The organism is Roseateles sp. FW305-36 (genome assembly GCF_058787015.1).
This window is the reverse complement of the sequence record NZ_JBYSZK010000018.1, coordinates 96,743-116,772: the sequence shown is the minus strand read 5'-3', so window position 1 is coordinate 116,772 and position 20,030 is coordinate 96,743. Positions and strand designations below refer to the sequence as shown.

The window sequence follows — 20,030 nt, the reverse complement described above, 5'->3', positions numbered from 1 at the left end:
GCAGTCCCCCCGACGGAGGCCCCTGCCATGCAGACGAGCTTGTCCAGCGCCGACGCCCCCCGGGCTGCCGCCGAGAAGTCGGCTGCAGCGCAGGCACCGGCCGACGTGGACATCGGCCAGCTGCTGGAGCCCCAGCTGGCGCGGCTCAAGCGCGAGTTCATCGAGGACCTGTGGCGGGGCATGTGCATCGTCGCGCTGATCGGCGTGCCCGTCTCGGTGTCGCGCTCCCTGATCAGCGGCTGGCAGCCCGTCTACACCTCCCACGTCGTGCTGGCCGTGCTGGTGGGCGCCGTCTTCCTGCTGCGCCGGCGCCTGTCCTATCACTGGCTGTCCGGCCTCTTCCTGGGCCTGCTGTGGGCGGTCGGCGTGCCGGGCGTGCTGTCCTTCGGCCTGATCTCGGCCAGCACCTTCTGGCTGGTGCTGAGCTGCTATGTGGCCAGCAACCTCTATTCGACCCGCGTCGGCCTGGCCTTCGCGGCGCTGGCGGGCGCGGCCATCCTGGCGGTGGGCGCGGGCTATGTCAGCGGGCGCCTGCACACCCTCATCCCCGAGGCGGTCTACCACCGCCAGGTCAGCGCCTGGCTGACGCTGCTGGTGGCAACCGGCACCTTTCTGTTCCTGAGCCTGCGCTCCATCGGCATGCACCAGCGCGCCATCGTCGACCTGATGGCGCAGATCCAGGCCAAGGGGCGCGAAGTCTCCGATCTCTACGACCGCGCGCCCTGCGGCTACCACTCGGTGGACGCGACAGGCCGCCTCGTGCGCATGAACCAGACCGAGCTGGGCTGGCTCGGCCTTACGCTGGAGCAGGTCATCGGCCGGCCCTTCACCGACTTCCTCACCCCCGCCGGCCAGCAGCGCTTCCGCGAGGAGTTCCCGCGGCTGCTGCAGACGGGCGAGCTGCACGACATCGAGATCGAGCTGCAACGTGCCGACGGCAGCACCCTGCCCGTCCTCGTCAGCGCCACCGCCGTGCGCGACGAGCAGGGCAATTTCCTGCGCAGCCGCACCACCGTCTTCGACAACACCGAACGCAAGAAGCTGGAGCAGCGCCTGGAGCAGCAGGCCCGCACCGACGCGCTGACCGGCCTCAGCAACCGGCGCGACTTCTACGAGCGTGCCCATACCGAGCTGGCGCGGTGCCGCCGCAGCGCCAAGCCCATGTCGCTGCTGATGATGGACATCGACCACTTCAAGCAGGTCAACGATCGCCACGGCCATGAGGTGGGCGATGTCGCCCTGCGCCGGCTGGCCGACAGCTGCCGCCATGCGCTGCGCGAGATCGACCTGCCGGCGCGTCTGGGCGGCGAGGAGTTCGGCGCCCTGCTGACCGAGACGGCCTTGCCCGCCGCCCTGGACGTCGCCGAAAGGCTGCGCCAGCACATCGAGGCCTTGGTCATCGAGTTGCAGTACGGCTCGCCGCTGCGCCTGACCGTCTCCATCGGCGTGGCCGAGCTGGCGGCCGGCGATGCCAGCCATGAAGACCTGATGCGCCGCGCCGACCGTGCCCTCTACGCGGCCAAGCGCGAGGGGCGCAACCGCGTTGCGGCGGCGACCAGCTGATCAGCGCTCCGGCGCGTCGTTGACGAAGCTCGCCACGTCGCCCAGCACCGGCGCCAGCCAGCGCAGGGGCGCGCCGAAGGCCGCGACCAGCGTCATGTGGCCGACGCGGTCGTAGAACTTCAGCGTCACCGGCACGCCCGCGCCTTGCAGCTTGGTGGCCAGCCCCTGCGAGCTGCGCTGGGGGTTCACCAGCTCGTCGTCGCGCGCCGCGCCCAGGAAGCTGCGCGGCGCACCCTTGCCGGCATGCTCCAGCGGCTGGGTGCCCGGCGGGTAGTCGGGGTGGAAGAACACCGGCCGCGCGTCGGGGTTGGTGATCGGCAGGAAGTCGTAGGGCCCGGCCAGGCCGATGAAACCGGCCAGCTCGCGCGGCGTATGGCCGGTGGGCTTGAGCCAGCGCGGGTCCAGCGCCAGCATGGCGGCGTTGTAGGCCCCGGCGCTGTGGCCCATGACGTAGACGCGCCGCGGGTTGCCGCCCAGGCCCTCGGCGTGCTTGAGGCTCCAGGCCAGGGCCGTGGCGCTGTCACGCAGGAAGTCGGGATAGCGCACCTCGGGATAGAGGCGGTAGTCGGCCACCAGGGTCAGGATGCCGCGCGAGGCCAGGGCTTCGCCGACAAAGGCGTAGTCGGCGCGCTTGCCGCGGTTCCATGAGCCGCCATAGAAGAACACCACCACCGGCCAGCCGCCCCGGGGTGCAGCGCGCGCCGGCTGGTAGATGTCCAGTTGCTGACGCGGCCCCGGGCCATAGGCCACGTCCCGGGTCAGCGTGTGCGTGTGCCCGGGCGCCAGCGCGTTGAGCGTCGCGATGGGTGCGCAGGCCACGAGCACGCCCACCAGCAGCAGGGCGACGAGCAGGAAGAGGCCGGCTTTCAACATGGGCATCTGCAGCCTACGTGGCCGCCGCCGGTTTGGATGTCGGGACCTGCAGGGGCCCCGCAAAGGCAATCGGCCGCCAGGACATGCCGTGGCGGCCGATCGGGTGCATCGAGCGAAAGGCTCAGCGACGCTGCTGGCCGCCGGTCGGCGCCTGGCGCGGGGCGCCCAGATGCCGGAAGGTGATGCGGCCCTTGCTCAGGTCATAGGGCGACATCTCCAGCGACACGTTGTCGCCGGCCAGGATGCGGATGTGGTGCTTGCGCATCTTGCCGCCCGTGTAGGCGATCACCTTGTGGCCGTTCGTCAGCGTCACGCGAAACCGCGAGTCGGGCAGGATTTCGTCGACGACGCCGTTCATTTCGATCAGTTCTTCCTTGGCCAAGTCTTGAGCTCCGTAGTGAGTTGTGAATCGGGGGCGCGACACGGCGGCATGCCGCCATGTCGCCCGGGTGAGGGCCGCGCCGTCAGTGGCTGCGCGCCCAGGCAAGGCCTTCGGCCTTGGCATAGTGCCAGGCGGCCTGCGGGCTGCGGAATTGCGGCTTGAACCACATGACGCGGTCCACGCTCGCCATTCCGCGGCCGGATCGGATCGAGACCGAGGCGGTGAAACCGCCGCCATCCCGGGCCTGGGTCATGGGCGATACGACGTAGCGCCCGATTTCGATGTTCTTGTTGTTGTTCATTTTCTTCTTATTGGTAGAGCCGCGGCGGCCGTCGGGGGCCGCCGTGGGGTGGGCGCACGGGGCGCCCGGTTGCTCATTGCGAGCGGATATTCGAGGCTTGCAGGCCCTTGGGGCCCTGCTTGGTCTCGAACTGCACCTTGGCGCCTTCGGCCAGCGAGCGGAAGCCGCCGGTGCTCTGGATTTCGCTGTGGTGGGCGAACAGATCCTTGCCGCCGTTGTCCGGCGTGATGAAGCCGAAGCCCTTGCCGTCGTCGAACCACTTCACGGTGCCGGTTTCGATAGTCATGGTGTTTCCTTTGGAGTTGTGGAAATGGAGATAACCCTCCGCGGCGACTTGCCATGCGGAGACAGAAACACTCAAGAACACTTGCCGGGGAGTTGGCTGTAGCGAGCCGCTCGCGAGAAAGGGCCAGGGGGTGGCCGGCGGGGCTGCAGATAAGACCTTGAGAAAACGGTCTTGTGCGAATCTATGCCCCGAATGTACCACGCGGGCTGGAAAACCCTGCGCGCCGGGGCAAGGCAAGTCCGCCTGCAACGTTGTTAGGTCACGTTTGGTCGTGCCTTGCCCCCCGGGCTGGCCTGTGGACGGCGATCCCCGGCGATGCGGTTTGAGGATGAGCTCGGCGGCGGCCCGAGCTTCGACGGCACTTTCTCGGTGCTGGTGAAGTCCGGCGGGCCCAATGCCACCGTGCACCTGGGCATCAGCACCGCGGCCGGTTCCAGCTTCAACGACGAATTCGCCTCGGCCTCGGCCGACCCCTTCATCTTCGTGGACCCCGGCTTCACGGGCGCCGCGCTCTACACGGTCAGCGTGAGCCCCGGCGTGGCCAATGCGCCGGCGGTGCCCGAGCCCGGCGCGGCCCTGCTGCTGACGGGCGGCCTGCTGGCCCTGCGGGTGCTCAGGCGCCGTCAGCCGTAGGCGTAGAACAGCGCCGCGAAGAAGTGGCAGACGCTGCCGCCGAGCACAAACAGATGCCAGACGAAGTGGGCGTAGCGCAGCTTGTTGTCCAGCAGGAAGACCACCGCGCCCAGCGTGTAGCTCAGGCCGCCGGCCACCAGCAGGGCCAGGCCCGGGCCGGGCATGCGCTCCACCAGCGGCCCGATGGCGAACACCACCACCCAGCCCATGGCCAGGTAGATCAGCGTCGACACCAGTGGGTGGCGCAGCCGGTTCAGCAGCTTGATGGTCACGCCGAAGGCCGCCGCGGCCCAGACGGCGATCAGCAGCGTGACGCCCGGCCCGGTGTGCAGCACGCCCAGCGTGAAGGGCGTGTAGCTGCCGGCGATGAAGACATAGATGGCCGCGTGGTCCAGGCGCACCAGCCAGGCCTTGACGCGGCCGTTGGCCAGCGAGGCCGGCAGGGCGTGATACAGCGTCGAGATGCCGTAGAGCAGGATGGCCGTGGCGGCGAAGATGGCCGCCGCGGCCACGTCCGCCGTGCCGCCGTGGCTCATGGCCCGCGCCACGAGGATGGGCAGGGCGGCGATGGCCAGGGCGGCGCCCAGGCCGTGGCTGATGGCGTTGGCGACTTCTTCGCCCAGGGTCTGGGGGCGGTCGGCGGTGAGAGGAAGGGGCGTTGAATTCATGAGGGCCTCGAACTGCTGAGGATACGTGCTCAGCATGCCAGCGCTTCGTGACCATGCCGACCCAAGGTTTGAGGGGTTCGGGCGCGGCAGGATTACCGCGGCCAGTCCCTGTCGGTCGCTTGACCCGCATCAAGCTTGGCGCGGCCATGCCGGCGCATGCTGCCCGTCAGACTGCCGATGGAGAACCGCATGAAGCTGCTCGCACCCCTTCTGGCCTTGGCCCTGGCCGGCTGTGCCGCCGCGCCGCCCGCGGGCAAGGGCGCCCCCGGCGGCGGCATGATGGACGAGATGTGCAAGCGCCACGCCGCCGAACCCGGCCAGGCCGCCAGCGCGCCCGAAGGCATGATGGACAAGCACTGCAAGGAGAGGGCCGCCGCCCCCGGCGCCGCGGCTTCGCACGTGCACTAGCCGGCCGCGGGCGGTGCGGCCGCCGCCCTCCTTACACTGGGCGCCTCCGACCACACCGCTGCCGCCGCCGTGATCGACGACGCCCTCCTGGCCAAACTCAACCAGCATTGCGACGTGGTGCTGTCCTCCAGCAGCGCGGCCGCGGTGCCCAGCCTGTGCTGGGGCATGGCCGGCCGCGTGCTCGACGACCGCCGCACCGTCGAGGCCTGGGTGAGGGAAGACCAGGCGCGCCAGTTCCTGGCCGACGTGCGCGCCACCGGCAAAGTGGCCGCCGTGTTCAGCGAGCCCTATACCAGCGTTGCCGTGCAGCTCAAGGGCGGCGGCGCCAGCGTGCGTGCCGCCACGCGCGACGACGAGGCCTTTTTGCGCCAGCACGTGGGCCATATGGTGGCCGAGCTGGCGCGCATCTACATCGCCGAGCAGTTTGCGCGCAACTTCTTCGAGCAGCCCTGGACGGCGCTGGCCGTCGTGCGCTTCGAGGCTGGTGCCGTCTTCGTGCAGACGCCCGGCCCGCGTGCCGGGCAGGCGCTGGGCGCCACCGAGCCGGAGCCTGGCCGTGCGGCTTGACCAGATCCGTGCCGCGCTGGAAGGCGCCATCCCCGCCACCATGGCCACCTGCGCGCCCGACGGCGAGCCCAACGTGGCCTTTTTGTCGCAGGTGCATTACGTCGACGGCGAGCACGTCGCGCTGTCCTACCAGTTCTTCAACAAGACGCGCCGCAACATCCTCGCCAACCCGCAGGGCCAGTTGAGCGTCGTCGACCCCTACACCGGGCGCCTCTACCGCATGCGGCTGAGCTATCTGCGCACCGAGTCAGAGGGCGCGCTGTTCGAGCGCATGAAGGCCCACCTCGAAGGCATCGCCTCGCACACCGGCATGGCCGGCGTGTTCCGCCTGCTCGGCTCCGACATCTACCGCGTCGAGGAGCTCGAGGTCCTGCCCGGCAACACGGTGGTGCCGGCCGCGCCCGCCCTGCAGCCGCTGGCCGCGCTGCGCCGCATGTGCGAGAAGGTGGCGGCGTCCAGCGACTTCGGCGCCCTGGTGGATGCGGCACTGGACACCCTGGTGGCCGACCTGCAGGTGCGCCATGCCATGTTCCTCGTCATGGACGAGCACGGCCGGCGCCTCTACACCGTGGGCAGCCGCGGCTATGCGCGCTCGGGCATAGGCTCCGAGATCGCGCTGGGCGAGGGCGTCATCGGCGTCTGCGCCCAGGCACGCACGCCCATCCGCATCAGCTGGCTGACCCAGGCCTACCGCTACAGCCGCGCCATGCGCGAGGTGGTGAGGCTGGAGGGCTCGCAGGCCGACCTCTCCATCGAGATTCCCTACCCCGGCCTGGCCGACCCGCACAGCCAGCTCGGCGTGCCGCTGCTGCACGGCGGGCGTGTGCTGGGCGTGTTGCTCGTCGAGAGCGAGCAGGACCTGCACTTCACCTACGACCACGAGGACGCCCTCGTCGCCTTCGCCCATCTCGTGGCGGCCACCATGCGTGCGCTGGGCGACAGCGTCGCCGCTGCTGCTGAAGCCGCTCCCGCCGAGACCCGGCCTGCCGAACTCGACTGCCCCTTCGGTGGCCAGCCGCAGGAGCCGCTGCAGCTGCGCTATCACGCCGCTTCGCACAGCGTCTTCTGCAACCAGGACTACGTCATCAAGGGCGTGGCCGGCGCCATCCTGTGGCGGCTGCTGAACGAATACGTGGCCACCGGCCGCACCGAGTTCACGAACCGCGAGATCCGGCTCGACCCCGCCATCAAGCTGCCTGACGTCGTCGACAACCTCGACGCCCGCCTCATCCTGCTGCGCCGGCGCCTGGACGAGCAGAAGCTCGGCATCGCCCTGCACAAGAACGGCCGGGGCCGGCTCAGGCTGCAGGTGTGCGGGCAGCTTCAGCTCCTGCCAATCTGAGCTTCGCTCCCGTGCCGCGCCACAGATTGGTGGCGAAGCACAACACCGCCACGCCCACCGTCGCCGAGCCCAGGCCGATCAGCGGCTCCACCGCCGGGTTGCCGCGCATCAAGGCCGCCAGCGCCGACAGCATCACCGGCAGGGCGCACTGGTGCAGCCAGAACTGCAGGGCCACCAGGCGCGCGCTCAGCGTGTCGGCCAGGTGCTGCACCACCAGGCCGAAGCCCAGCATGCTGGCCCAGCCCAGCAGGTTGATGTGGGCGTGCACCGAGCGCAGCGTGAAGTCGTGCGTGGCGCCCATGTAGTTCCCCAGGGCCACGCCCATGACGAGATAGACGGCGGCCATGCGCAGCCACCAGGCGGCGTAGCGCTTGTTGTTGTTGGCGTTCATCGCGGGCTCCCCTCAAGCGGTGAGGCCATCGGCCACGGGGATGCCCAGGCCGCGGGCAAGCAACGCCCAGTCGTCGTCGTTGAGGCGCTCGCGCGCCAGGGCCAGCACCACGCCGAACACCGGCGCCGGGGCCTTGGCCTTCATGCCGGCCAGCATGCCCAGCCGTTCGGCCGGCGACAGGGCCGGCAGCATCCAGCGCAGCGACATCGTCATCTCGGCCGGCGTCAGCGAGGCCAGCAACTGGCCGTGGATGGCCATGATGCCGGCATCGTCCAGATGGGCCCACAGCACGGCGTTGTGCTCGGTCTCCTCCAGGTGCATATGGGCCAGGTTGTGGGCCGCGAACAGGCTGACGGCGTGGTACAGCGCGTGGCAGGCCGCGGGCCTCTCTTCTGCCGTGCAGTCGGGCAGGGCGCGGGCATGGCGGCGCAGCGCCTCGATGTCGCGCTCATGCTCGACATGCTCGGTGGCGATGCGCTGGCTGGTGCCCGGCTGCAGGCGCTCCAGGGCGGTGTGCAGGAAGGCGTTCTCGTGCTCCAGGTGCGACAGGCAGAAGTCCGCTGCGGCCTCCACCTTGTCGACGAGCTGCTGCACCGAGGCCGCGTCCTGCGGGTCCACGCGCCCGGCGCTGGTGATGAGGTCGGTCAGCATCAGGCGCACGCCCTTGTGGATGGTGGCGTAGATGTCGAAGCGCGGCGTCGTGACGGTGCCGCGAACGGCGAGGATTTCCTGCAATGAGGTGTGCATGTCGATTCCCTGTGTGGTGCGGTGAATGGGTCGGTCGCTGCTGTTGTTCGACCGTGCAGCAACTGTAGGAATCGGGGCGGCGGCGCGCCGCTAAATGCTTGCTAGCGGAACCTTAAGAGTTTGCTAAGTGCGCGTCGGTATTGGTATTTTTGACATTTGAGCCGTGCCGGAGGTCATGCTGCAAGGCCGGCCCGTCGGTCAGCGCCGCCGCAGCCGTGCGCTCTTGCGGGTCGCGACGAAGAAGTCGTCCGGCTTGGTTTTCACCCAGTCCACGAAGCTGCGGATCTGCGGATGGGCCAGCAGGGCCTCGATCGTGGTGTAGCTGCGCGCCAGCTCGGTCTCGGTCAGCAGCGCGTGGATCTGCCGGTGGCAGACGCGGTGCAGGAACTGCGTGTGCCGCCCGCCCTTGCTCTTGGGCACCAGGTGGTGGGCGTCGCGCTGCGCGGGTGGGATGGCGCGCTCGCACAAGGGGCAGACGGCGGTGTCGGCGTCGGCGGGGCGGCTGGGCATGCGGTGAGGGCGGGTGAAGCAGTGCGCATCTTCGGCCGCCCGGCTGGCGCGCGTTTGCAGGCGTGGGCAAATCCGAGCGCGGCGGGAGGGCAGTCTGGCCCGGGCAGGCGCGCGACGTGCAGGAGCTGCCACCATCGCGACACGCTTGACGCGCATCAAGCACCGGACGTACGCCGCGTCGCAAGCTGGCGACGAGTTGTTGCCGTTGGAGAACGCCGCATGAAGTCCCTCACCCTTGCCCCCGCGCTTGCGCTGACCCTCGCCCTGGCCGCCTGCGCCACCGCCCCGTCGCGCGGAGGCCCACCCGAGGGCGCCGGCCCCAAGGGCGGCAACATGATGGACGAGATGTGCAAGCGCCATGCCGCCGAGCCCGGCGGTGCCGCCAGCGCGCCGGAAAGCATGATGGACAAGCATTGCAAGGCTGCGGCCGCTGCGCCGGCAGGTGCGGCCTCGCACGTGCACTGAGTCCTTCGGCCGCTCGCAGCAGAACGCACGGCGCGGCGGCCTGCCGCTGGCCTTATGCTGCCCGCGCCGTTCAGCGCAAGGCCAACCCGCTGGCGGCAAGGGAGCCATGACTATTCGAGACCTCGCCATCGGTGGCATCGCGGGGGCGGCCCTCGCCGTCATCGGTACCCACTACCTCAACGGTGCGGTGGCCAGCCCGTCGGCCGCAGCCACAGCGCCGATGGCATCAGCCAGCGCCCTGCCGGCCACGGCCGCTGCGCCTCAAGCGGCCCCGGTGCCGCCCAGTGCAGTGGCGGCCAGCCGACCGGCAGCGGCCGGCCAGGGCAGCAGCGCCGCCACCACGGCAGCGGTCGCGCCAGGCGCGGTCTGCCCGCCCGCCGTGGCTGCGGTCGATGCCAAGAAGATGGCCTCGGCCGCGGCGCCAGCGGCGGGGCGAGTCGACGTGCCGGCCATCACGCTGTCGGCCGAGCACGCCAAGATGCTGCTCGACGAGAACTCGAGGCCACCCTCCCTGCCCGAGCTGCACGCCCGCTTCGCCGGCGAGCCCCTGGACCCGGCCTGGTCGCAGCAGATGGAGGCGCAACTGCGCCAGGCCCTGCAGGATGCCGGCGTGCAAAAGGGCTTCGAGCTGCTCGCCGTGGAATGCCGCCGCACCTTGTGCGAGCTGCGCTTGTTCGGCACCGGGCCGGACGTCGGCCAGCGCTGGGGCGCCATCTCCGCCCAGCTCGGCCAGCAGCTCTGGTGGGGCCAGAATTTTTCAGGCGCCAGCTCGTCCACCACCGGCATGAACGACCGCTCCGTCATCGCCACCATCCTGCATCGCGCCAAGCACTGAGCCGCGCTTTGCTTTTTTCGGCGGCCTCAGCCACGCTCTACGCGGCACTGGAAGCAGTTGAACTTCGAGCGGATGTGGACATAGGCCACGTCCTCGCGGGCGAGGATGGCGCGGCAGGCCTCGGCCAGTTCGTGGCCGGGCACGACGCGGCCGGTCTCGTAGACGATCCAGTCCTTGGCGTCGTAGCCGCGCGCCAGGGCTGGTGCGAGATGGGCGAACCATTGGGGTAGCGCGTCGGCTTCGTAGCGCTCGCAGTCGGCCGCATGCAGAAAGATCGGGCCGGTCTCGGCGTAGGGCTGGGCGTGATCGAAGGGGCGATACGCCAGGATGAGCTTGGTGTCGCCCTCGGCGATCAGGTTCAAGCAATGCCGGCAGGGGTTGCCCAGGCCATGGGCCGTGGCCTTCAGCGGCGCCTGGCCGTGGGCGTCAGGGCCACCGGCGCGCAGCGCATCGGCGTGCGCGGTGGGGATGCCGCGGACGAGCAGCGGGGTCGTGGGAGTAGAGATCTGCATGGGGCCCGTTCTTGGCGGCGGGTGGTGTGCCGCTGTGGATGACGGGCGGGATTGCAGCAGTGGGACGAGCGCGGTGCTGGCTGGGAGCGGACATGCAGTTGGTCGGCAAGCAGGCTGTGGGCTGTTGGGCGACCGAAGGGAATCAGATCTAGGGCCTAGCTAGCCAACCGCTCAGACTCCTCGTGTATCTTCACCGCGCAATGATTCCATCAGAGTTGGAGGGGGCAGAAAGTGCATAGGGATGCGATGGAAGCGCTATTGAGGAAAGTTGTCGGGCTGCTGCAACAGACGTCTGTTATTGGGCGTTTTTCGGATTTCGACGGATGCCAAGCGCAGCTGCGCAGCGTGACAACTGAGGTCATGAAAGCCAAAAGCGAGTGGCTGTCTGAAGCCGATGTTTTGTCGATTTTTTTCCGACACATCTACGAGGCACTTCAGGGCGCGGCGATTGACTGGGGTGAGTCCAAGCAGTTGAAGTCGGTCATATCGCCTGGCGAGCTTGATCGGCTCGGCTCCACGCTCACAGCGTTTTTTACTTCGGTTCCGTTGAGCTATGAGGTGCGTCTGCCACTGCCTCAGCTTTTGTTGGCGGGATCTAAGCTAGAAATCGGACCAGGTATGGCACTGACGTTTTCGAGTTCCGTCACGGGTGCCGCGACCGACGCGATTCAAGGCGGTCTGCTCGGTGTTGCGAGTCCACCCGCTGACGATGTTTTGCCCTCGCTCGAAGTTGGAGTTGCCGGCTATGCAGGGTCTGGCATGGATACCTCGGCCGGGCGCAAAGCGCTGACCGCATACAAGCTCTCAATGCATCAGCTGCTGTCCGCGAAGCTGTTGCACAAGCGAGCGGGGATCATCACTGAGGCGGCCTCTGGGTGGAACGATCTCCATGCGTATCGCGTTCCCAAGCATCGGGCGAAGTTTCTTAGTAATGGCGCGTCGTCTTCCGCTGGACCGCCAGATGTGAATTTGTCGATTGAGATTTGCCATTTCGTTGACACCCACCAGTTCTGGCTTCCCGTCAGCGAGCAGGGTGACCACGACGGCCAGAAATCGGTGCTGCGCAAAGTCCTTGAGCCTGTAGCACGCCTCCTGCACTCAAACGTAGCTGGAGCCGGTCGTATCCGCACAGCCTGCGAGTGGGGTTTTGACGCATACCTTTCGGTCAGTCCTACGATGGCGTTAATCCAGACCAGCATTGGCCTTGAGGCACTGTTCGGGGAAGAAAAGGACAGCGGCGGGCTTACGAGAATGCTGTCGGATCGATGCGCTTATCTGATAGGACGCAATTTTTCCGAGCGCGGTGAACTCAGATCGAAGTTCGAGAAGTTTTATGAGGTGCGTTCGAAGGTCGTCCATGGCAACGCGCTTACGTTGTCGGCGGATGAGATGGGTTTGATGTGGTGGGGACGGGCGGTTCTAGACACCGCTATACAGAAAGAGCTCCAGCAGCTTTCCGTATGAGCGCAAGCTCGGGGCCAAGACTCAAATCTTTGACGCTGCATTCCTGCGGTGGCGAGCGGCTGCCTGTGTGCCCGCGGGACCGACTGCGAATGGGTCAGCCGCAGCGTCGGTAACCTCATCACTTTTCGTTGAGCGTGAACAGGCGCTCGGATGAGGTGCTCGTCCGCCCGATCAAAACGGCACTGCTTCAAGTGCCATGCCAACGCCACCCAGTCAACACCCCCAGCCCCACGGCCAACAGCAGCCCCGACGCCGGCTCCGGCACTGCCGCCGGGCACGGTCTTGAGGTTGTCTGGGCTGACGGTCCAGGGCCCGGTGGGGCTGCAACCCCACTCGAACTCAATCACCGTGAGGTGGTTTTCGGTGTCGGTGTAGATCGGCGCGAAGGCGCCGGTGAAGCGGACGTCGATGCCGGTCGCGCCGGGTGTGCTGGCATACGGGAAGGTCAGCACGGCATCGGCACCGCGCCACAATTGCCAGCCAACGCTTCTTCGGCGAGCCCTACCCATGCCCTCTCCCCGCTACGACCCCCTCAGCCGCGCCCTTCACTGGCTCACCGCCATCGCCGTGACCGTCGCCTTCATCCTGGGGCCGGGTGGCTTCGGTCGGATGATGCGCAAGGGCATCGACCCGGCGACGCGGCTGGACATCGTCTGGCATGAATCCCTGGGCCTGCTGGTGCTGGCGCTGACGCTGGCGCGCCTGGTGTGGGTGGCGCTGCGGCCGGACAAGCCGCGCTTCGAGATGGCGGCGTGGATGCATGGGCTGTCGAAGCTGGTCCACGTCGCGCTGTGGACCCTGATGCTGGCCCTGCCGGCCACGGCCTTGCTGGCCCTGGGCAGCGAGCACCACCCGCTGACGCTGCTGGGTGGTGTTCGGATCGACGAGTTCCCCTGGATCGCCGGCTCGCGCCTCGGCGAGGCGGCGGACTGGGGCGATGTGCACGGCCTGCTGGGCGACGTGTTGATGTGGCTGGCCGGCCTGCATGCGGCGGCCGCGCTGTATCACCACTTCCTGCGCCGCGACGGCGTGCTGGCGGCCATGCTCCCCTGGCAGAGCAGGCGCTGAGCCGCGGGCGCGCCTCAGCGCCGGTTTGAACAAGGCCCTCGTGGCAGCGCCGCGAGGACCTCGCCGCCTCAGAAGAACACGATGCCGCCGAGCGCCACCCCGTTCATGCGCGCGGAGTCGCCCACCACCGGCTTGGACGTCGTGCGGCTCAGTTCGCCCACCAGCGTGACGCTCTTGGTCAGCCCGTAGTACAGGCCGGCCGTCACATTGGTGTTGCTGCGCAGGTCAGTGGCCGCGCCGTCCTTCAGCTTGCTCTCGCCCCAGTTCAGGCCGAACTTGGTCTTGGCCGTGGCCTGCCAGGTGGCTTGCAGCAGCAGGTTGGTCTGCTTGCGGTTGCCGCTGTCGCCGTCGGTCAGCACGCCCAGGCCCTTGCCGCTCTGCACATTGGCGGCGAAGCCGAGTGTGCCGACGCTGACGCTGGCGCCGACCTCAGCCGCGTTCATCGTGAAGCTGCCCGTTCCCTCGAACTTCTGGCGCTTCACGCCCAGCCAGACCTTGCCACCGTCGAACTTGGCCGTCGCCAGGGCCTGAATCTGCGGCTCGTTGCGGCCGATCAGGGCGCCGGCGTCGACCGGGCTCATCAGCGCCACGGTGGCCGAGAAGCCGCCGCTGGTGGGCAGGCTGTAGGCGATCTGGCCGTAGGTGCCGAGGTAGGTGTAGCCGGAGCCGATATGGCCCAGCGTGACGCGGTTGCGCTGCGTGGCACTGACGGGGGCGCCGGCGCCGAGCAGGGTCATGTCGCCGAGGATGGCCGAGGAGCCGAACAGGCCGTAGTCGCGGCCGAGCTTGACGCTGCCCATGTCGGCATTGCCGAAGGTGACGAAGCCCTGGCGCACGTCGACGTTGTTGTTGTTGGAGATGGCGTCGCCCGAGGCGACGGCCGCGCCGATCATCAGCGTGGCGCTGATGTCATAGCCCTCCTGGCGCGTCTTGGCCGTGGTGGTGAGGGCGTTGGGCAGCAGGCCGTTGCCGATGACGGTACGGCCATCGGTGCCGCCGCAGCCCAGGCCCTTGGTGGCGAGCGCCGCGCCGCCGACGGCCTGCGAGCCGGAGCAGCTGGTGCGGGTGTAGTAGGCGTTGACGATGCCGCCCAGGCTCAGGTCCCACTCGCCGGCCTTGAAGTCGGCGGCGTGGGCCGTGGCGCCAACCGTGGCAAGCGCCACGGCAGTGAGGGTGCGGTTGTTGACGATGTTCATGTTGTCTCCAGTTGTGGTTGTGGGCCAGCCCTTTGCGCAAGGGCTGTGCCAGTACCGGGCTGGAGCGAAGGCGGGCGCGCGGCGTTGCGGCGCGACGCAGAAGGCACAGGTGAGCGTGCCGCGCTGGCACGCTGCTGCGGGTCCCACCCGACGCGAGCTGTGGCGTGAGGCGGCGCGCGTGTTGCGCCGATGTGCAGCGCAACTGTGACTGCGTGGAGCAGCTTTCGAGGGTTCTCTAGAACTCGACCTTCACGCCCAGCTGCACGCTGCGCGGCGCCCCCGGCGCGAAGAAGGTCGCATGGCGCAGCGGCCGGTCGCCGTTGGCATTGACGGCAAACAGGCGGCTCTGGAAATCGCCTGCGTCGTTGAAGCCCGTCGGCCCGAGTTGGGCGGCGGTGGCGTAGGCGCGGTCGAGCAGGTTGTTGACCTGGGCGAAGAGCTTGAGCCCCTTGCTGGGCTTCCATGCCGCGTTGACGTTGAGCACCGCATAGCCGGCGCTGCGGCCGGGGCCGAGGTAGTAGACGCCGTCGGGCCGGTGCTGGCCGTTCTCGTTGCCGCGTGCCGAGGCGCCGCTCATGGCGATGGCGTCGGCGCCGAGGCGCCACGCATCGCCGAGGTCGAGATCGGCATAGAGCTTGAGCATGCGGCGCGGCACCAGCGGGATGCGGTCGCCGGGATTGATCTGGACATTGCCGTCCACGCCGGGCAGGCCGGCCAGGGCTGCGCCGTTGCTGCTGTTGGACGCGCCGTTGACGACCTCGGCCGTGCGGTAGGTGGCGTCCAGCAGCGTGAGGTTGGAGCCCAGCGTCAGGCCCTTGGCGGGCTGGCCGCTGAGGGCCAGTTCCACGCCCTGGCGGCGCGTCTTGCCGAAGTTCTTGAAGTAGCCGAAGCCAGCCGCGTCGTCGGCGACGAAGAGCAGGTCGTCGCGGTTGTCGGAGCGGAACACGCCCACGCTCCAGGCCAGCGGGCTGCCGGCTGCGCCACGCACGCCGGCTTCCAGCGTGGTCGTAACGACCTGCTTCAGCGGCGGGTCGCCGGCGAAGGCGTTGGGCAGCTTGCAGGGGTTGGCGGGGTCGGCGCAGCCGAGTTCGATGGACGAAGGATCGCGGCTGCCCTGGCTGATGCCGGCCCAGGCGTTGACGCCGGCCACCGGCGTGAAGGTCAGGCCCAGGGCCGGGTTGAGGCGGCTGAAGCGGTGGTCGCCGTCCAGCGAACCTGCACCGCCACCCGGCGTGATGGCGTCGCGGTTGCGCACCGTGCTGTGGTTGTAGCGGCCGGACAGGGTCAGGTGGGTGCCGCGGCTCAGCGTGAGCACGCTGCTGGCGAAGACGCTGAGGGTGCGCGTGCGGCCCGCGAGGTCGACGCGGGTGTCGTAGGGATCGCCGTCCACCGTGCCGCCGTTGATGCCATCACCGAAGGCGCCGACGCCGGTGATGCTGCGGTCGGCGTTCAGGTAGCCCAGTTCCGAGCCCTGCGTGAAATGGCTGCGGCTGAAGTCGGCCGCGGCGCCGACGAGGGACTGGCTCTTGAAGCCGAACAGCGGGCCGTCGTAGCCGAGCTGGGCGCTGAAGCCCTGGTTGCTCTGGCGCGTGGCGGTCTGGTGGATGACGCCGTTGCACTTCTCGGCCGGCTCATCCTTCAGCAGGGCCTGGGCGATGCAGAGCCACTTCGGGAAAGGCGTGGTGGCCGCGCTCTCGCCGGCGGTGGGAAAGCCGGCGTAGCCCGCCGCCGTCAGTGCGGCGCGCTCGGCGGCATTGGGCTGGTAGAGCGACTGGTCGAGCGCGTCGTCATTGAGGTCGCCGTTGAAGGTGCGGGTGCGGATCAACCGTGCGTAGGCATTGCCGCTCAGCGTCCACTGCGCGTTCAGGTTGTGCGACAGCGCGAGGCTGAGCAGGGCGGAGCGGTTCCTGGTGTTGTCGGGCCTGGTGTAGACGCTGGCGCGGTCGCGCTCGAGAAAGCGCCGTTCCTGCAGGCCATTGCCGTTGAGGCTGGTGCGGGCCAGGGCCGTGGTGAAGGACACGTCGTTGTCGCCGCTGCGCTGGCCGAGCTTGGCGAAGAGCTGGCTGACGCTGGACGGTGAGTCGACTCGCCAGCCGCGTTCGTTGAACTGGTTGCCGGTGATGAACCAGTGCCGGCCCTCGGCGTCGGCGCCGCCGTGTTCGAACTCGGCCGCGGTGCGGCGGTGCGAGCCGGCTTGAACCTGCAATGAAGTGCCGGGGTTCTTCAGCCCGTCCTTGGTCTGCACGGCCAGCGCGCCACCCAGGGTGTTGAGGCCGAACAGCGGGTTGGAGCCGGCGTTCAGCGACACGGAGGCGATGGCGCTCTTGGGCAGCAGATCCCAGCTCACCACATCGCCGAAGGGCTGGTTGAGGCGCACGCCGTCGAGGTACAGCGACAGGCCCTGCTGCGTGCCCAGCAGCGGCGAGGCCGTGTAGCCGCGGAAGTTGACATCCGGCTGCAGCGGGTTGCCCTGCACCTCGTTGAGATGGACGCTGCCCAGGCGCCGGTTCATGAAGCTGCTCAGGTCCAGGGCCTGGCTGCGTTCGATGTCGGCGGCACGGGCGGTCTGCACGCCGGCGGGGATCCAGTCGCGCGGCACGTCCACGCCAGCGATCGGCGACAGGCCGACGATCTCGACGCGCTCCAGCTGGACCTGGGCGTGAGCGGCGGGCGCGCAGGCGAGTGCCAGCGCCGCCCAGCATCGGCCGTGGCGGTGTGTCATGGTGTCTTTCGAGTGCCGCGGCTAGCGGATGACGACGCCCCAGGGCAGCTTGCCCACGGCCACGTCGGCCACGCGCTGCTGGGTTTCGGTGTCGATGACGGAGACGGCGCCGGAGCGGCCGCAGGCCACGTAGAGCTTGCGGCCGTCGGGCGTCAGGGCCATGTTCCAGGGCCGCTGGCCGACGGGGATGGTGGCGATGAAGGTCATGCGGTCCACGTCCAGCACCGAGACCGTGGCGTCGCCGCCGTTGGAGATGAAGACGCGCCGGCCGTCGGGGTGCACGCTGATGCCGTTGCTCTTGGGGCCGGCCATCAGCTTGTCCTGCACCGTGAAGGTCTGGGTGTTGATGACGTAGATCTCGCTGGACATCTCGGCCGCGACGAAGGCCTTGCGTCCGTCCGGCGAGAAGCCGATGCCGCGCGGCCGCGTGCCGACGGGGATCTGCGCGATCTGGGCGCGTTTGGCCACGTCGATGACGTCCACCGCTTCGCCCTCCTCGGCGCTGACCAGCACCAGGCGGCCGTCGGGGCTGAAGACGGCGTGCTCGGGGTTCTTGCCCTTCACCTTGACGGCGAAGCTGCGCGTCATGGTGCGGGTGTCGACGAAGACGACCTCGTTGGTCTCCTCGACGGCGGCCGTCACCCAGCGGCCGTCGGGCGACTGGCCCAGGCCTTCGGGGGACTCGCCGAGCGGAATCTCGCCGGCCTGGCGGCGTGCGGCGAGGTCGATGACGACGAGGCGGTTGCCGGGCTGGTCGCTGACGTAGGCGCGGCGGCCGTCGGGGCTGATGACGGCACCGCGCGGCTTGGCGCCGGCGGGCAGCTCGTAGAGCACGGCATCGGTCGCGGTGTCGATGACGCTGAGCGTGCCCGAGCCCTCGTTGGAGACATAGGCCAGCGGGCCGGCGTGGGCCTGGGCGATGGCCGCGGTGAGCAGGGTCAGCGTGGGCAGGAGGCGGTGCATGGTGGCTCTCCTCAGAAGCGGTAAGTGGCGTTGGCCGAGGCCAACCACGTGCGGCCGGGCGCGGGCTCGAAGAAGCGGCTGTTGCCGTCGTTGACGATGACCGAGCCGGCATAGCGGCGGTCGGCCAGGTTGTCCACGCGCAGCAGGGCGCCCAGGTCCCAGGGGCCGAGGCTGAGCTGGTAGCCGGCGAAGGCGGCCAGCGTCGCGTAGCCGGGGGCGGCGTCGTTGTTGAGGTCGTTGACGTAGACCTTGCTCAGCGAGCGTGCCTCGGCGCCGAGACGCCAGCCGCCGGCGGGCTGCCAGGTCAGCGAGCTGTAGACGGCGGTGCGGGCGATGCCGGGAATGCGGTTGTCGGCGTTGACTTGGCTGGAGGCGGCGGCGCAGGGCGTGGCGGTGCAGGTCAGGAAGCCGTCGCGGTAGCGGGCGTCCAGCCAGGTGGCCGCGGCTTGCGCCTGCAGCGCGGGCGTGAGCTGCCAGCTTCCCGCAGCTTCCAGGCCGCGGCGTCGCGTGGCGCCGGCGTTCTGGTAGGTGGCGCGGCCGCCGACATTGGTCTGCGTGACGATCTCGTGCTCGGTGCGGGTCTCGAACAGGGCCAGCGTCAGCTCGGCGCCGCTCCAGGGGCGGGCCTTGATGCCGGTCTCGAGGCTGCGGCTGACGGATGCCTGCAGGCCGAAGTTGAGCCCGGTGGCGCCGCTGGCGCGGTAGGCCAGCTCGTTGAGCGTCGGCGTCTCGAAGCCCTTGCCGGCGGTGGCGTAGACGTGCAGGGTTTCGCTGACGGCATAGCTTGCGCCCAGCACCGGCAGCGTGGCCGCGTAGCTGGCGGCGCCGCTGTCGTCGGGGTTGGTCTTGGTGATGTAGGCGTCGGTGGAGCGGAAGTCGACCTTGGCGCGGCGCACGCCGCCGGTGACGAGCCAGGCCGGCGTGGGCTGCCACTGGGCTTGCAGATAGGGGTCGGCGTTGGAGACGCGGTTGGTCTCGTCGCGGCGCAGGGCGCCTTGCACGCCGAGGGTGGTGCCGATGAAGTTCTGCGTGCCGACGCGGTGCTCGCGCAACTCGTCCGCAGCGACGCCGGCGACCACGCTGGCAGTGGCGTTCTTCCAGCGCCAGCGGATGTCGGCACCTTCGTAGTCGCGCGCCAGGTCGATGACACCGCCGGGGTGCAGGGCGTTGGCCTGTGTCGCGACCGGGATGGACTGGAACTGCGTCGTCGTGCGGTGGCCCTGGTAGACCATCACGCGCAGGGTGTTGCTCGCGTCGATGCCGTGCTCCAGCACCAGGCCACCCTGCTCCTGCTTCATGGTCTTGCGGGTGTTGAAGCTGAGCGCCGAGGGGTCGACGCCACGCGGGTCGGCCTGCCATTGCGCGCGGGTCAGGCCGAGCGGGTCCTGTGCCTCGGGCAGCTCGACGCTGTTGGCAATCAGCGTGAGCTGGGTGTCCCGCCCGAGCTTGAAGCTCAGCCGTGCATTGCCCAGGCGTCGCTCGGCGGCGCTGTGCTGGCGGTAGCCATCGGTCTCGAAGCGGCTGGCACCCAGGGTGTAGGCGATGACACCGGCCCTGCCGCTGCTGGAGGCGGCCACGCGCTGCAGGCCGTCGCTGCCGAAGGCGACGCCGGCGTCCAGGCGCGGCGGGCCGCTCGGTACTTCGGAATAGATGCTGATGACGCCGCCCGAGGAGTTGCCATACAGCGCCGAGAAGGGCCCGCGCAGCACTTCGACGCGGCCCACCGTGCCGAGTTCGGCATTGGTGATCTGGCCCTGGCCGTCGGGCAGGGTGGCGGGGATGTCGTCCACGTAGACGCGCACGCCGCGGATGCCGAAGCTGGCGCGGGCGCCGAAGCCGCGCACCGAGATCTGCACGTCCTGGGCGTAGTTCTGGCGGTCGCGGGCCAGCAGGCCGGGCACGCCACCCAGGCCCTCGGAGATGTTGACCTGGGCGCGGCCGGCGCGCAGGGCCTCGCCGTCGATGCGGTCGATGGAGGCGGGCAGGTCGAAGGGGGCCGTCTCGGTGCGGGTGGCGGTGACGACGACGGGATCGAGGACGGTGGGCGCGGCGTGGGCGGTGGTTGCTGCCAACGCCGCGAGCGCGAGAGCCGTCCTTCGCGTCCCAAACGCGAATCTGGTGGTCATGGTTGTCT

At 69.3% G+C, this 20,030-nt stretch carries 23 protein-coding genes; 9 read left to right on the top strand and 14 right to left on the bottom strand.

Annotated features, from left to right (window positions below; translation table 11 throughout):
• Positions 1 to 27: 27 nt before the first annotated feature.
• The gene (locus AC3WOE_RS26260) at positions 28 to 1,563 is read left to right on the top strand and encodes a GGDEF domain-containing protein (RefSeq protein ID WP_492694720.1); all 1,536 of its coding nucleotides are present in this window, start codon (positions 28 to 30) and stop codon (positions 1,561 to 1,563) included.
• Here the strand turns inward: AC3WOE_RS26260 and AC3WOE_RS26255 are convergent, their stop codons facing one another.
• The 4 genes from AC3WOE_RS26255 to AC3WOE_RS26240 all read right to left on the bottom strand — a co-directional run bounded on the left by AC3WOE_RS26255 (position 1,564) and on the right by AC3WOE_RS26240 (position 3,399).
• Complete coding sequence (locus tag AC3WOE_RS26255) at positions 1,564 to 2,442, bottom strand: alpha/beta hydrolase (protein WP_492694718.1); 879 nt, start codon at positions 2,440 to 2,442, stop codon at positions 1,564 to 1,566. It lies immediately after the preceding gene.
• A gap of 115 nt (positions 2,443 to 2,557) precedes the next feature.
• Positions 2,558 to 2,818 carry a translation initiation factor IF-1 gene (infA, locus tag AC3WOE_RS26250; protein ID WP_492694716.1) on the bottom strand — a complete coding sequence of 87 codons (261 nt, stop codon included), beginning with the start codon at positions 2,816 to 2,818 and terminating at the stop codon, positions 2,558 to 2,560.
• Positions 2,819 to 2,900: 82 nt separating this feature from the next.
• Entirely contained in the window at positions 2,901 to 3,119 is a 219-nt protein-coding gene (locus tag AC3WOE_RS26245; protein WP_492694714.1) for a hypothetical protein, read from the bottom strand.
• Between the two features lie 73 nt (positions 3,120 to 3,192).
• On the bottom strand, positions 3,193 to 3,399 hold the full coding sequence (locus tag AC3WOE_RS26240; protein WP_492694798.1) for a cold-shock protein: 207 nt from the start codon (positions 3,397 to 3,399) through the stop codon (positions 3,193 to 3,195).
• Positions 3,400 to 3,720: 321 nt separating this feature from the next.
• Between AC3WOE_RS26240 and AC3WOE_RS26235 the strand changes: the two genes are divergently transcribed.
• Positions 3,721 to 4,038, top strand: a complete 318-nt coding sequence (locus tag AC3WOE_RS26235) for a PEP-CTERM sorting domain-containing protein (RefSeq protein ID WP_492694712.1) — start codon at positions 3,721 to 3,723, stop codon at positions 4,036 to 4,038.
• Here AC3WOE_RS26235 and trhA read toward each other — a convergent pair.
• Positions 4,029 to 4,706, bottom strand: a complete 678-nt coding sequence (gene trhA / locus AC3WOE_RS26230) for a PAQR family membrane homeostasis protein TrhA (protein WP_492694710.1) — start codon at positions 4,704 to 4,706, stop codon at positions 4,029 to 4,031. The genes AC3WOE_RS26235 and trhA overlap by 10 nt on opposite strands.
• Positions 4,707 to 4,895: 189 nt before the next feature.
• Between trhA and AC3WOE_RS26225 the strand changes: the two genes are divergently transcribed.
• The 3 genes from AC3WOE_RS26225 to AC3WOE_RS26215 all read left to right on the top strand — a co-directional run bounded on the left by AC3WOE_RS26225 (position 4,896) and on the right by AC3WOE_RS26215 (position 7,023).
• Positions 4,896 to 5,114 (top strand): hypothetical protein, encoded by a 219-nt coding sequence (locus AC3WOE_RS26225; protein WP_492694708.1) that lies wholly within the window; start codon positions 4,896 to 4,898, stop codon positions 5,112 to 5,114.
• A gap of 69 nt (positions 5,115 to 5,183) precedes the next feature.
• Positions 5,184 to 5,681 carry a hypothetical protein gene (locus AC3WOE_RS26220; RefSeq protein ID WP_492694706.1) on the top strand — a complete coding sequence of 166 codons (498 nt, stop codon included), beginning with the start codon at positions 5,184 to 5,186 and terminating at the stop codon, positions 5,679 to 5,681.
• Complete coding sequence (locus AC3WOE_RS26215) at positions 5,671 to 7,023, top strand: GAF domain-containing protein (protein ID WP_492694704.1); 1,353 nt, start codon at positions 5,671 to 5,673, stop codon at positions 7,021 to 7,023. Before AC3WOE_RS26220 ends, AC3WOE_RS26215 begins: the two co-directional genes overlap by 11 nt.
• On the opposite strand, the gene AC3WOE_RS26210 is transcribed toward AC3WOE_RS26215, so the two are convergent.
• From AC3WOE_RS26210 to AC3WOE_RS26200, 3 genes are all read right to left on the bottom strand, one after another.
• A complete protein-coding gene (locus tag AC3WOE_RS26210; protein ID WP_492694702.1) occupies positions 6,980 to 7,414 on the bottom strand; it encodes a hypothetical protein in 435 nt (144 codons plus the stop codon). The two genes, AC3WOE_RS26215 and AC3WOE_RS26210, sit on opposite strands and share 44 nt — an antisense overlap.
• A 12-nt stretch (positions 7,415 to 7,426) precedes the next feature.
• Positions 7,427 to 8,161: a hemerythrin domain-containing protein gene (locus tag AC3WOE_RS26205; RefSeq protein ID WP_492694700.1), complete on the bottom strand. Its 735-nt coding sequence runs from the start codon at positions 8,159 to 8,161 to the stop codon at positions 7,427 to 7,429.
• A 198-nt stretch (positions 8,162 to 8,359) separates the two neighbouring features.
• Positions 8,360 to 8,671 (bottom strand): HNH endonuclease, encoded by a 312-nt coding sequence (locus tag AC3WOE_RS26200; RefSeq protein ID WP_492694698.1) that lies wholly within the window; start codon positions 8,669 to 8,671, stop codon positions 8,360 to 8,362.
• 219 nt (positions 8,672 to 8,890) lie between these two features.
• On the opposite strand from AC3WOE_RS26200, the gene AC3WOE_RS26195 reads away from it, so the two are divergent.
• On the top strand, positions 8,891 to 9,136 hold the full coding sequence (locus AC3WOE_RS26195) for a hypothetical protein (RefSeq protein WP_492694696.1): 246 nt from the start codon (positions 8,891 to 8,893) through the stop codon (positions 9,134 to 9,136).
• 106 nt (positions 9,137 to 9,242) lie between these two features.
• Positions 9,243 to 9,971 (top strand): hypothetical protein, encoded by a 729-nt coding sequence (locus tag AC3WOE_RS26190; protein WP_492694694.1) that lies wholly within the window; start codon positions 9,243 to 9,245, stop codon positions 9,969 to 9,971.
• A gap of 26 nt (positions 9,972 to 9,997) precedes the next feature.
• Here the strand turns inward: AC3WOE_RS26190 and AC3WOE_RS26185 are convergent, their stop codons facing one another.
• On the bottom strand, positions 9,998 to 10,483 hold the full coding sequence (locus AC3WOE_RS26185) for a DUF1203 domain-containing protein (protein ID WP_492694692.1): 486 nt from the start codon (positions 10,481 to 10,483) through the stop codon (positions 9,998 to 10,000).
• A gap of 246 nt (positions 10,484 to 10,729) precedes the next feature.
• Between AC3WOE_RS26185 and AC3WOE_RS26180 the strand changes: the two genes are divergently transcribed.
• Positions 10,730 to 11,947 (top strand): hypothetical protein, encoded by a 1,218-nt coding sequence (locus AC3WOE_RS26180; RefSeq protein WP_492694690.1) that lies wholly within the window; start codon positions 10,730 to 10,732, stop codon positions 11,945 to 11,947.
• A 187-nt stretch (positions 11,948 to 12,134) separates the two neighbouring features.
• Here AC3WOE_RS26180 and AC3WOE_RS26175 read toward each other — a convergent pair whose 3' ends face one another.
• A complete protein-coding gene (locus tag AC3WOE_RS26175; protein ID WP_492694796.1) occupies positions 12,135 to 12,212 on the bottom strand; it encodes a PEP-CTERM sorting domain-containing protein in 78 nt (25 codons plus the stop codon).
• 242 nt (positions 12,213 to 12,454) lie between these two features.
• Here AC3WOE_RS26175 and AC3WOE_RS26170 point away from each other — a divergent pair, with 242 nt between their 5' ends.
• Positions 12,455 to 13,015 carry a cytochrome b/b6 domain-containing protein gene (locus AC3WOE_RS26170; RefSeq protein WP_492694688.1) on the top strand — a complete coding sequence of 187 codons (561 nt, stop codon included), beginning with the start codon at positions 12,455 to 12,457 and terminating at the stop codon, positions 13,013 to 13,015.
• A 68-nt stretch (positions 13,016 to 13,083) separates the two neighbouring features.
• Here AC3WOE_RS26170 and AC3WOE_RS26165 read toward each other — a convergent pair whose 3' ends face one another.
• From AC3WOE_RS26165 to AC3WOE_RS26150, 4 genes are all read right to left on the bottom strand, one after another.
• Positions 13,084 to 14,211: a porin gene (locus AC3WOE_RS26165; RefSeq protein WP_492694685.1), complete on the bottom strand. Its 1,128-nt coding sequence runs from the start codon at positions 14,209 to 14,211 to the stop codon at positions 13,084 to 13,086.
• 235 nt (positions 14,212 to 14,446) lie between these two features.
• The gene (locus tag AC3WOE_RS26160) at positions 14,447 to 16,933 is read right to left on the bottom strand and encodes a TonB-dependent receptor (protein WP_492694683.1); all 2,487 of its coding nucleotides are present in this window, start codon (positions 16,931 to 16,933) and stop codon (positions 14,447 to 14,449) included.
• A 21-nt stretch (positions 16,934 to 16,954) separates the two neighbouring features.
• On the bottom strand, positions 16,955 to 17,896 hold the full coding sequence (locus AC3WOE_RS26155; RefSeq protein WP_492694681.1) for a beta-propeller fold lactonase family protein: 942 nt from the start codon (positions 17,894 to 17,896) through the stop codon (positions 16,955 to 16,957).
• Between the two features lie 11 nt (positions 17,897 to 17,907).
• Positions 17,908 to 20,022 (bottom strand): TonB-dependent receptor family protein, encoded by a 2,115-nt coding sequence (locus AC3WOE_RS26150; RefSeq protein ID WP_492694679.1) that lies wholly within the window; start codon positions 20,020 to 20,022, stop codon positions 17,908 to 17,910.
• Positions 20,023 to 20,030: the final 8 nt, after the last annotated feature.

What these genes read in the sequence shown, in the direction of transcription:
- AC3WOE_RS26260 (WP_492694720.1), top strand. Translation starts at nt 28, where the DNA reads ATGCAGACGAGCTTGTCCAGCGCCGACGCCCCCCGGGCTGCCGCCGAG.
- AC3WOE_RS26255 (WP_492694718.1), bottom strand. Translation starts at nt 2,442, where the DNA reads ATGCCCATGTTGAAAGCCGGCCTCTTCCTGCTCGTCGCCCTGCTGCTG.
- AC3WOE_RS26245 (WP_492694714.1), bottom strand. Translation starts at nt 3,119, where the DNA reads ATGAACAACAACAAGAACATCGAAATCGGGCGCTACGTCGTATCGCCC.
- AC3WOE_RS26235 (WP_492694712.1), top strand. Translation starts at nt 3,721, where the DNA reads ATGCGGTTTGAGGATGAGCTCGGCGGCGGCCCGAGCTTCGACGGCACT.
- trhA (WP_492694710.1), bottom strand. Translation starts at nt 4,706, where the DNA reads ATGAATTCAACGCCCCTTCCTCTCACCGCCGACCGCCCCCAGACCCTG.
- AC3WOE_RS26225 (WP_492694708.1), top strand. Translation starts at nt 4,896, where the DNA reads ATGAAGCTGCTCGCACCCCTTCTGGCCTTGGCCCTGGCCGGCTGTGCC.
- AC3WOE_RS26210 (WP_492694702.1), bottom strand. Translation starts at nt 7,414, where the DNA reads ATGAACGCCAACAACAACAAGCGCTACGCCGCCTGGTGGCTGCGCATG.
- AC3WOE_RS26205 (WP_492694700.1), bottom strand. Translation starts at nt 8,161, where the DNA reads ATGCACACCTCATTGCAGGAAATCCTCGCCGTTCGCGGCACCGTCACG.
- AC3WOE_RS26200 (WP_492694698.1), bottom strand. Translation starts at nt 8,671, where the DNA reads ATGCCCAGCCGCCCCGCCGACGCCGACACCGCCGTCTGCCCCTTGTGC.
- AC3WOE_RS26195 (WP_492694696.1), top strand. Translation starts at nt 8,891, where the DNA reads ATGAAGTCCCTCACCCTTGCCCCCGCGCTTGCGCTGACCCTCGCCCTG.
- AC3WOE_RS26190 (WP_492694694.1), top strand. Translation starts at nt 9,243, where the DNA reads ATGACTATTCGAGACCTCGCCATCGGTGGCATCGCGGGGGCGGCCCTC.
- AC3WOE_RS26185 (WP_492694692.1), bottom strand. Translation starts at nt 10,483, where the DNA reads ATGCAGATCTCTACTCCCACGACCCCGCTGCTCGTCCGCGGCATCCCC.
- AC3WOE_RS26180 (WP_492694690.1), top strand. Translation starts at nt 10,730, where the DNA reads ATGGAAGCGCTATTGAGGAAAGTTGTCGGGCTGCTGCAACAGACGTCT.
- AC3WOE_RS26170 (WP_492694688.1), top strand. Translation starts at nt 12,455, where the DNA reads ATGCCCTCTCCCCGCTACGACCCCCTCAGCCGCGCCCTTCACTGGCTC.
- AC3WOE_RS26165 (WP_492694685.1), bottom strand. Translation starts at nt 14,211, where the DNA reads ATGAACATCGTCAACAACCGCACCCTCACTGCCGTGGCGCTTGCCACG.
- AC3WOE_RS26160 (WP_492694683.1), bottom strand. Translation starts at nt 16,933, where the DNA reads ATGACACACCGCCACGGCCGATGCTGGGCGGCGCTGGCACTCGCCTGC.
- AC3WOE_RS26155 (WP_492694681.1), bottom strand. Translation starts at nt 17,896, where the DNA reads ATGCACCGCCTCCTGCCCACGCTGACCCTGCTCACCGCGGCCATCGCC.
- AC3WOE_RS26150 (WP_492694679.1), bottom strand. Translation starts at nt 20,022, where the DNA reads ATGACCACCAGATTCGCGTTTGGGACGCGAAGGACGGCTCTCGCGCTC.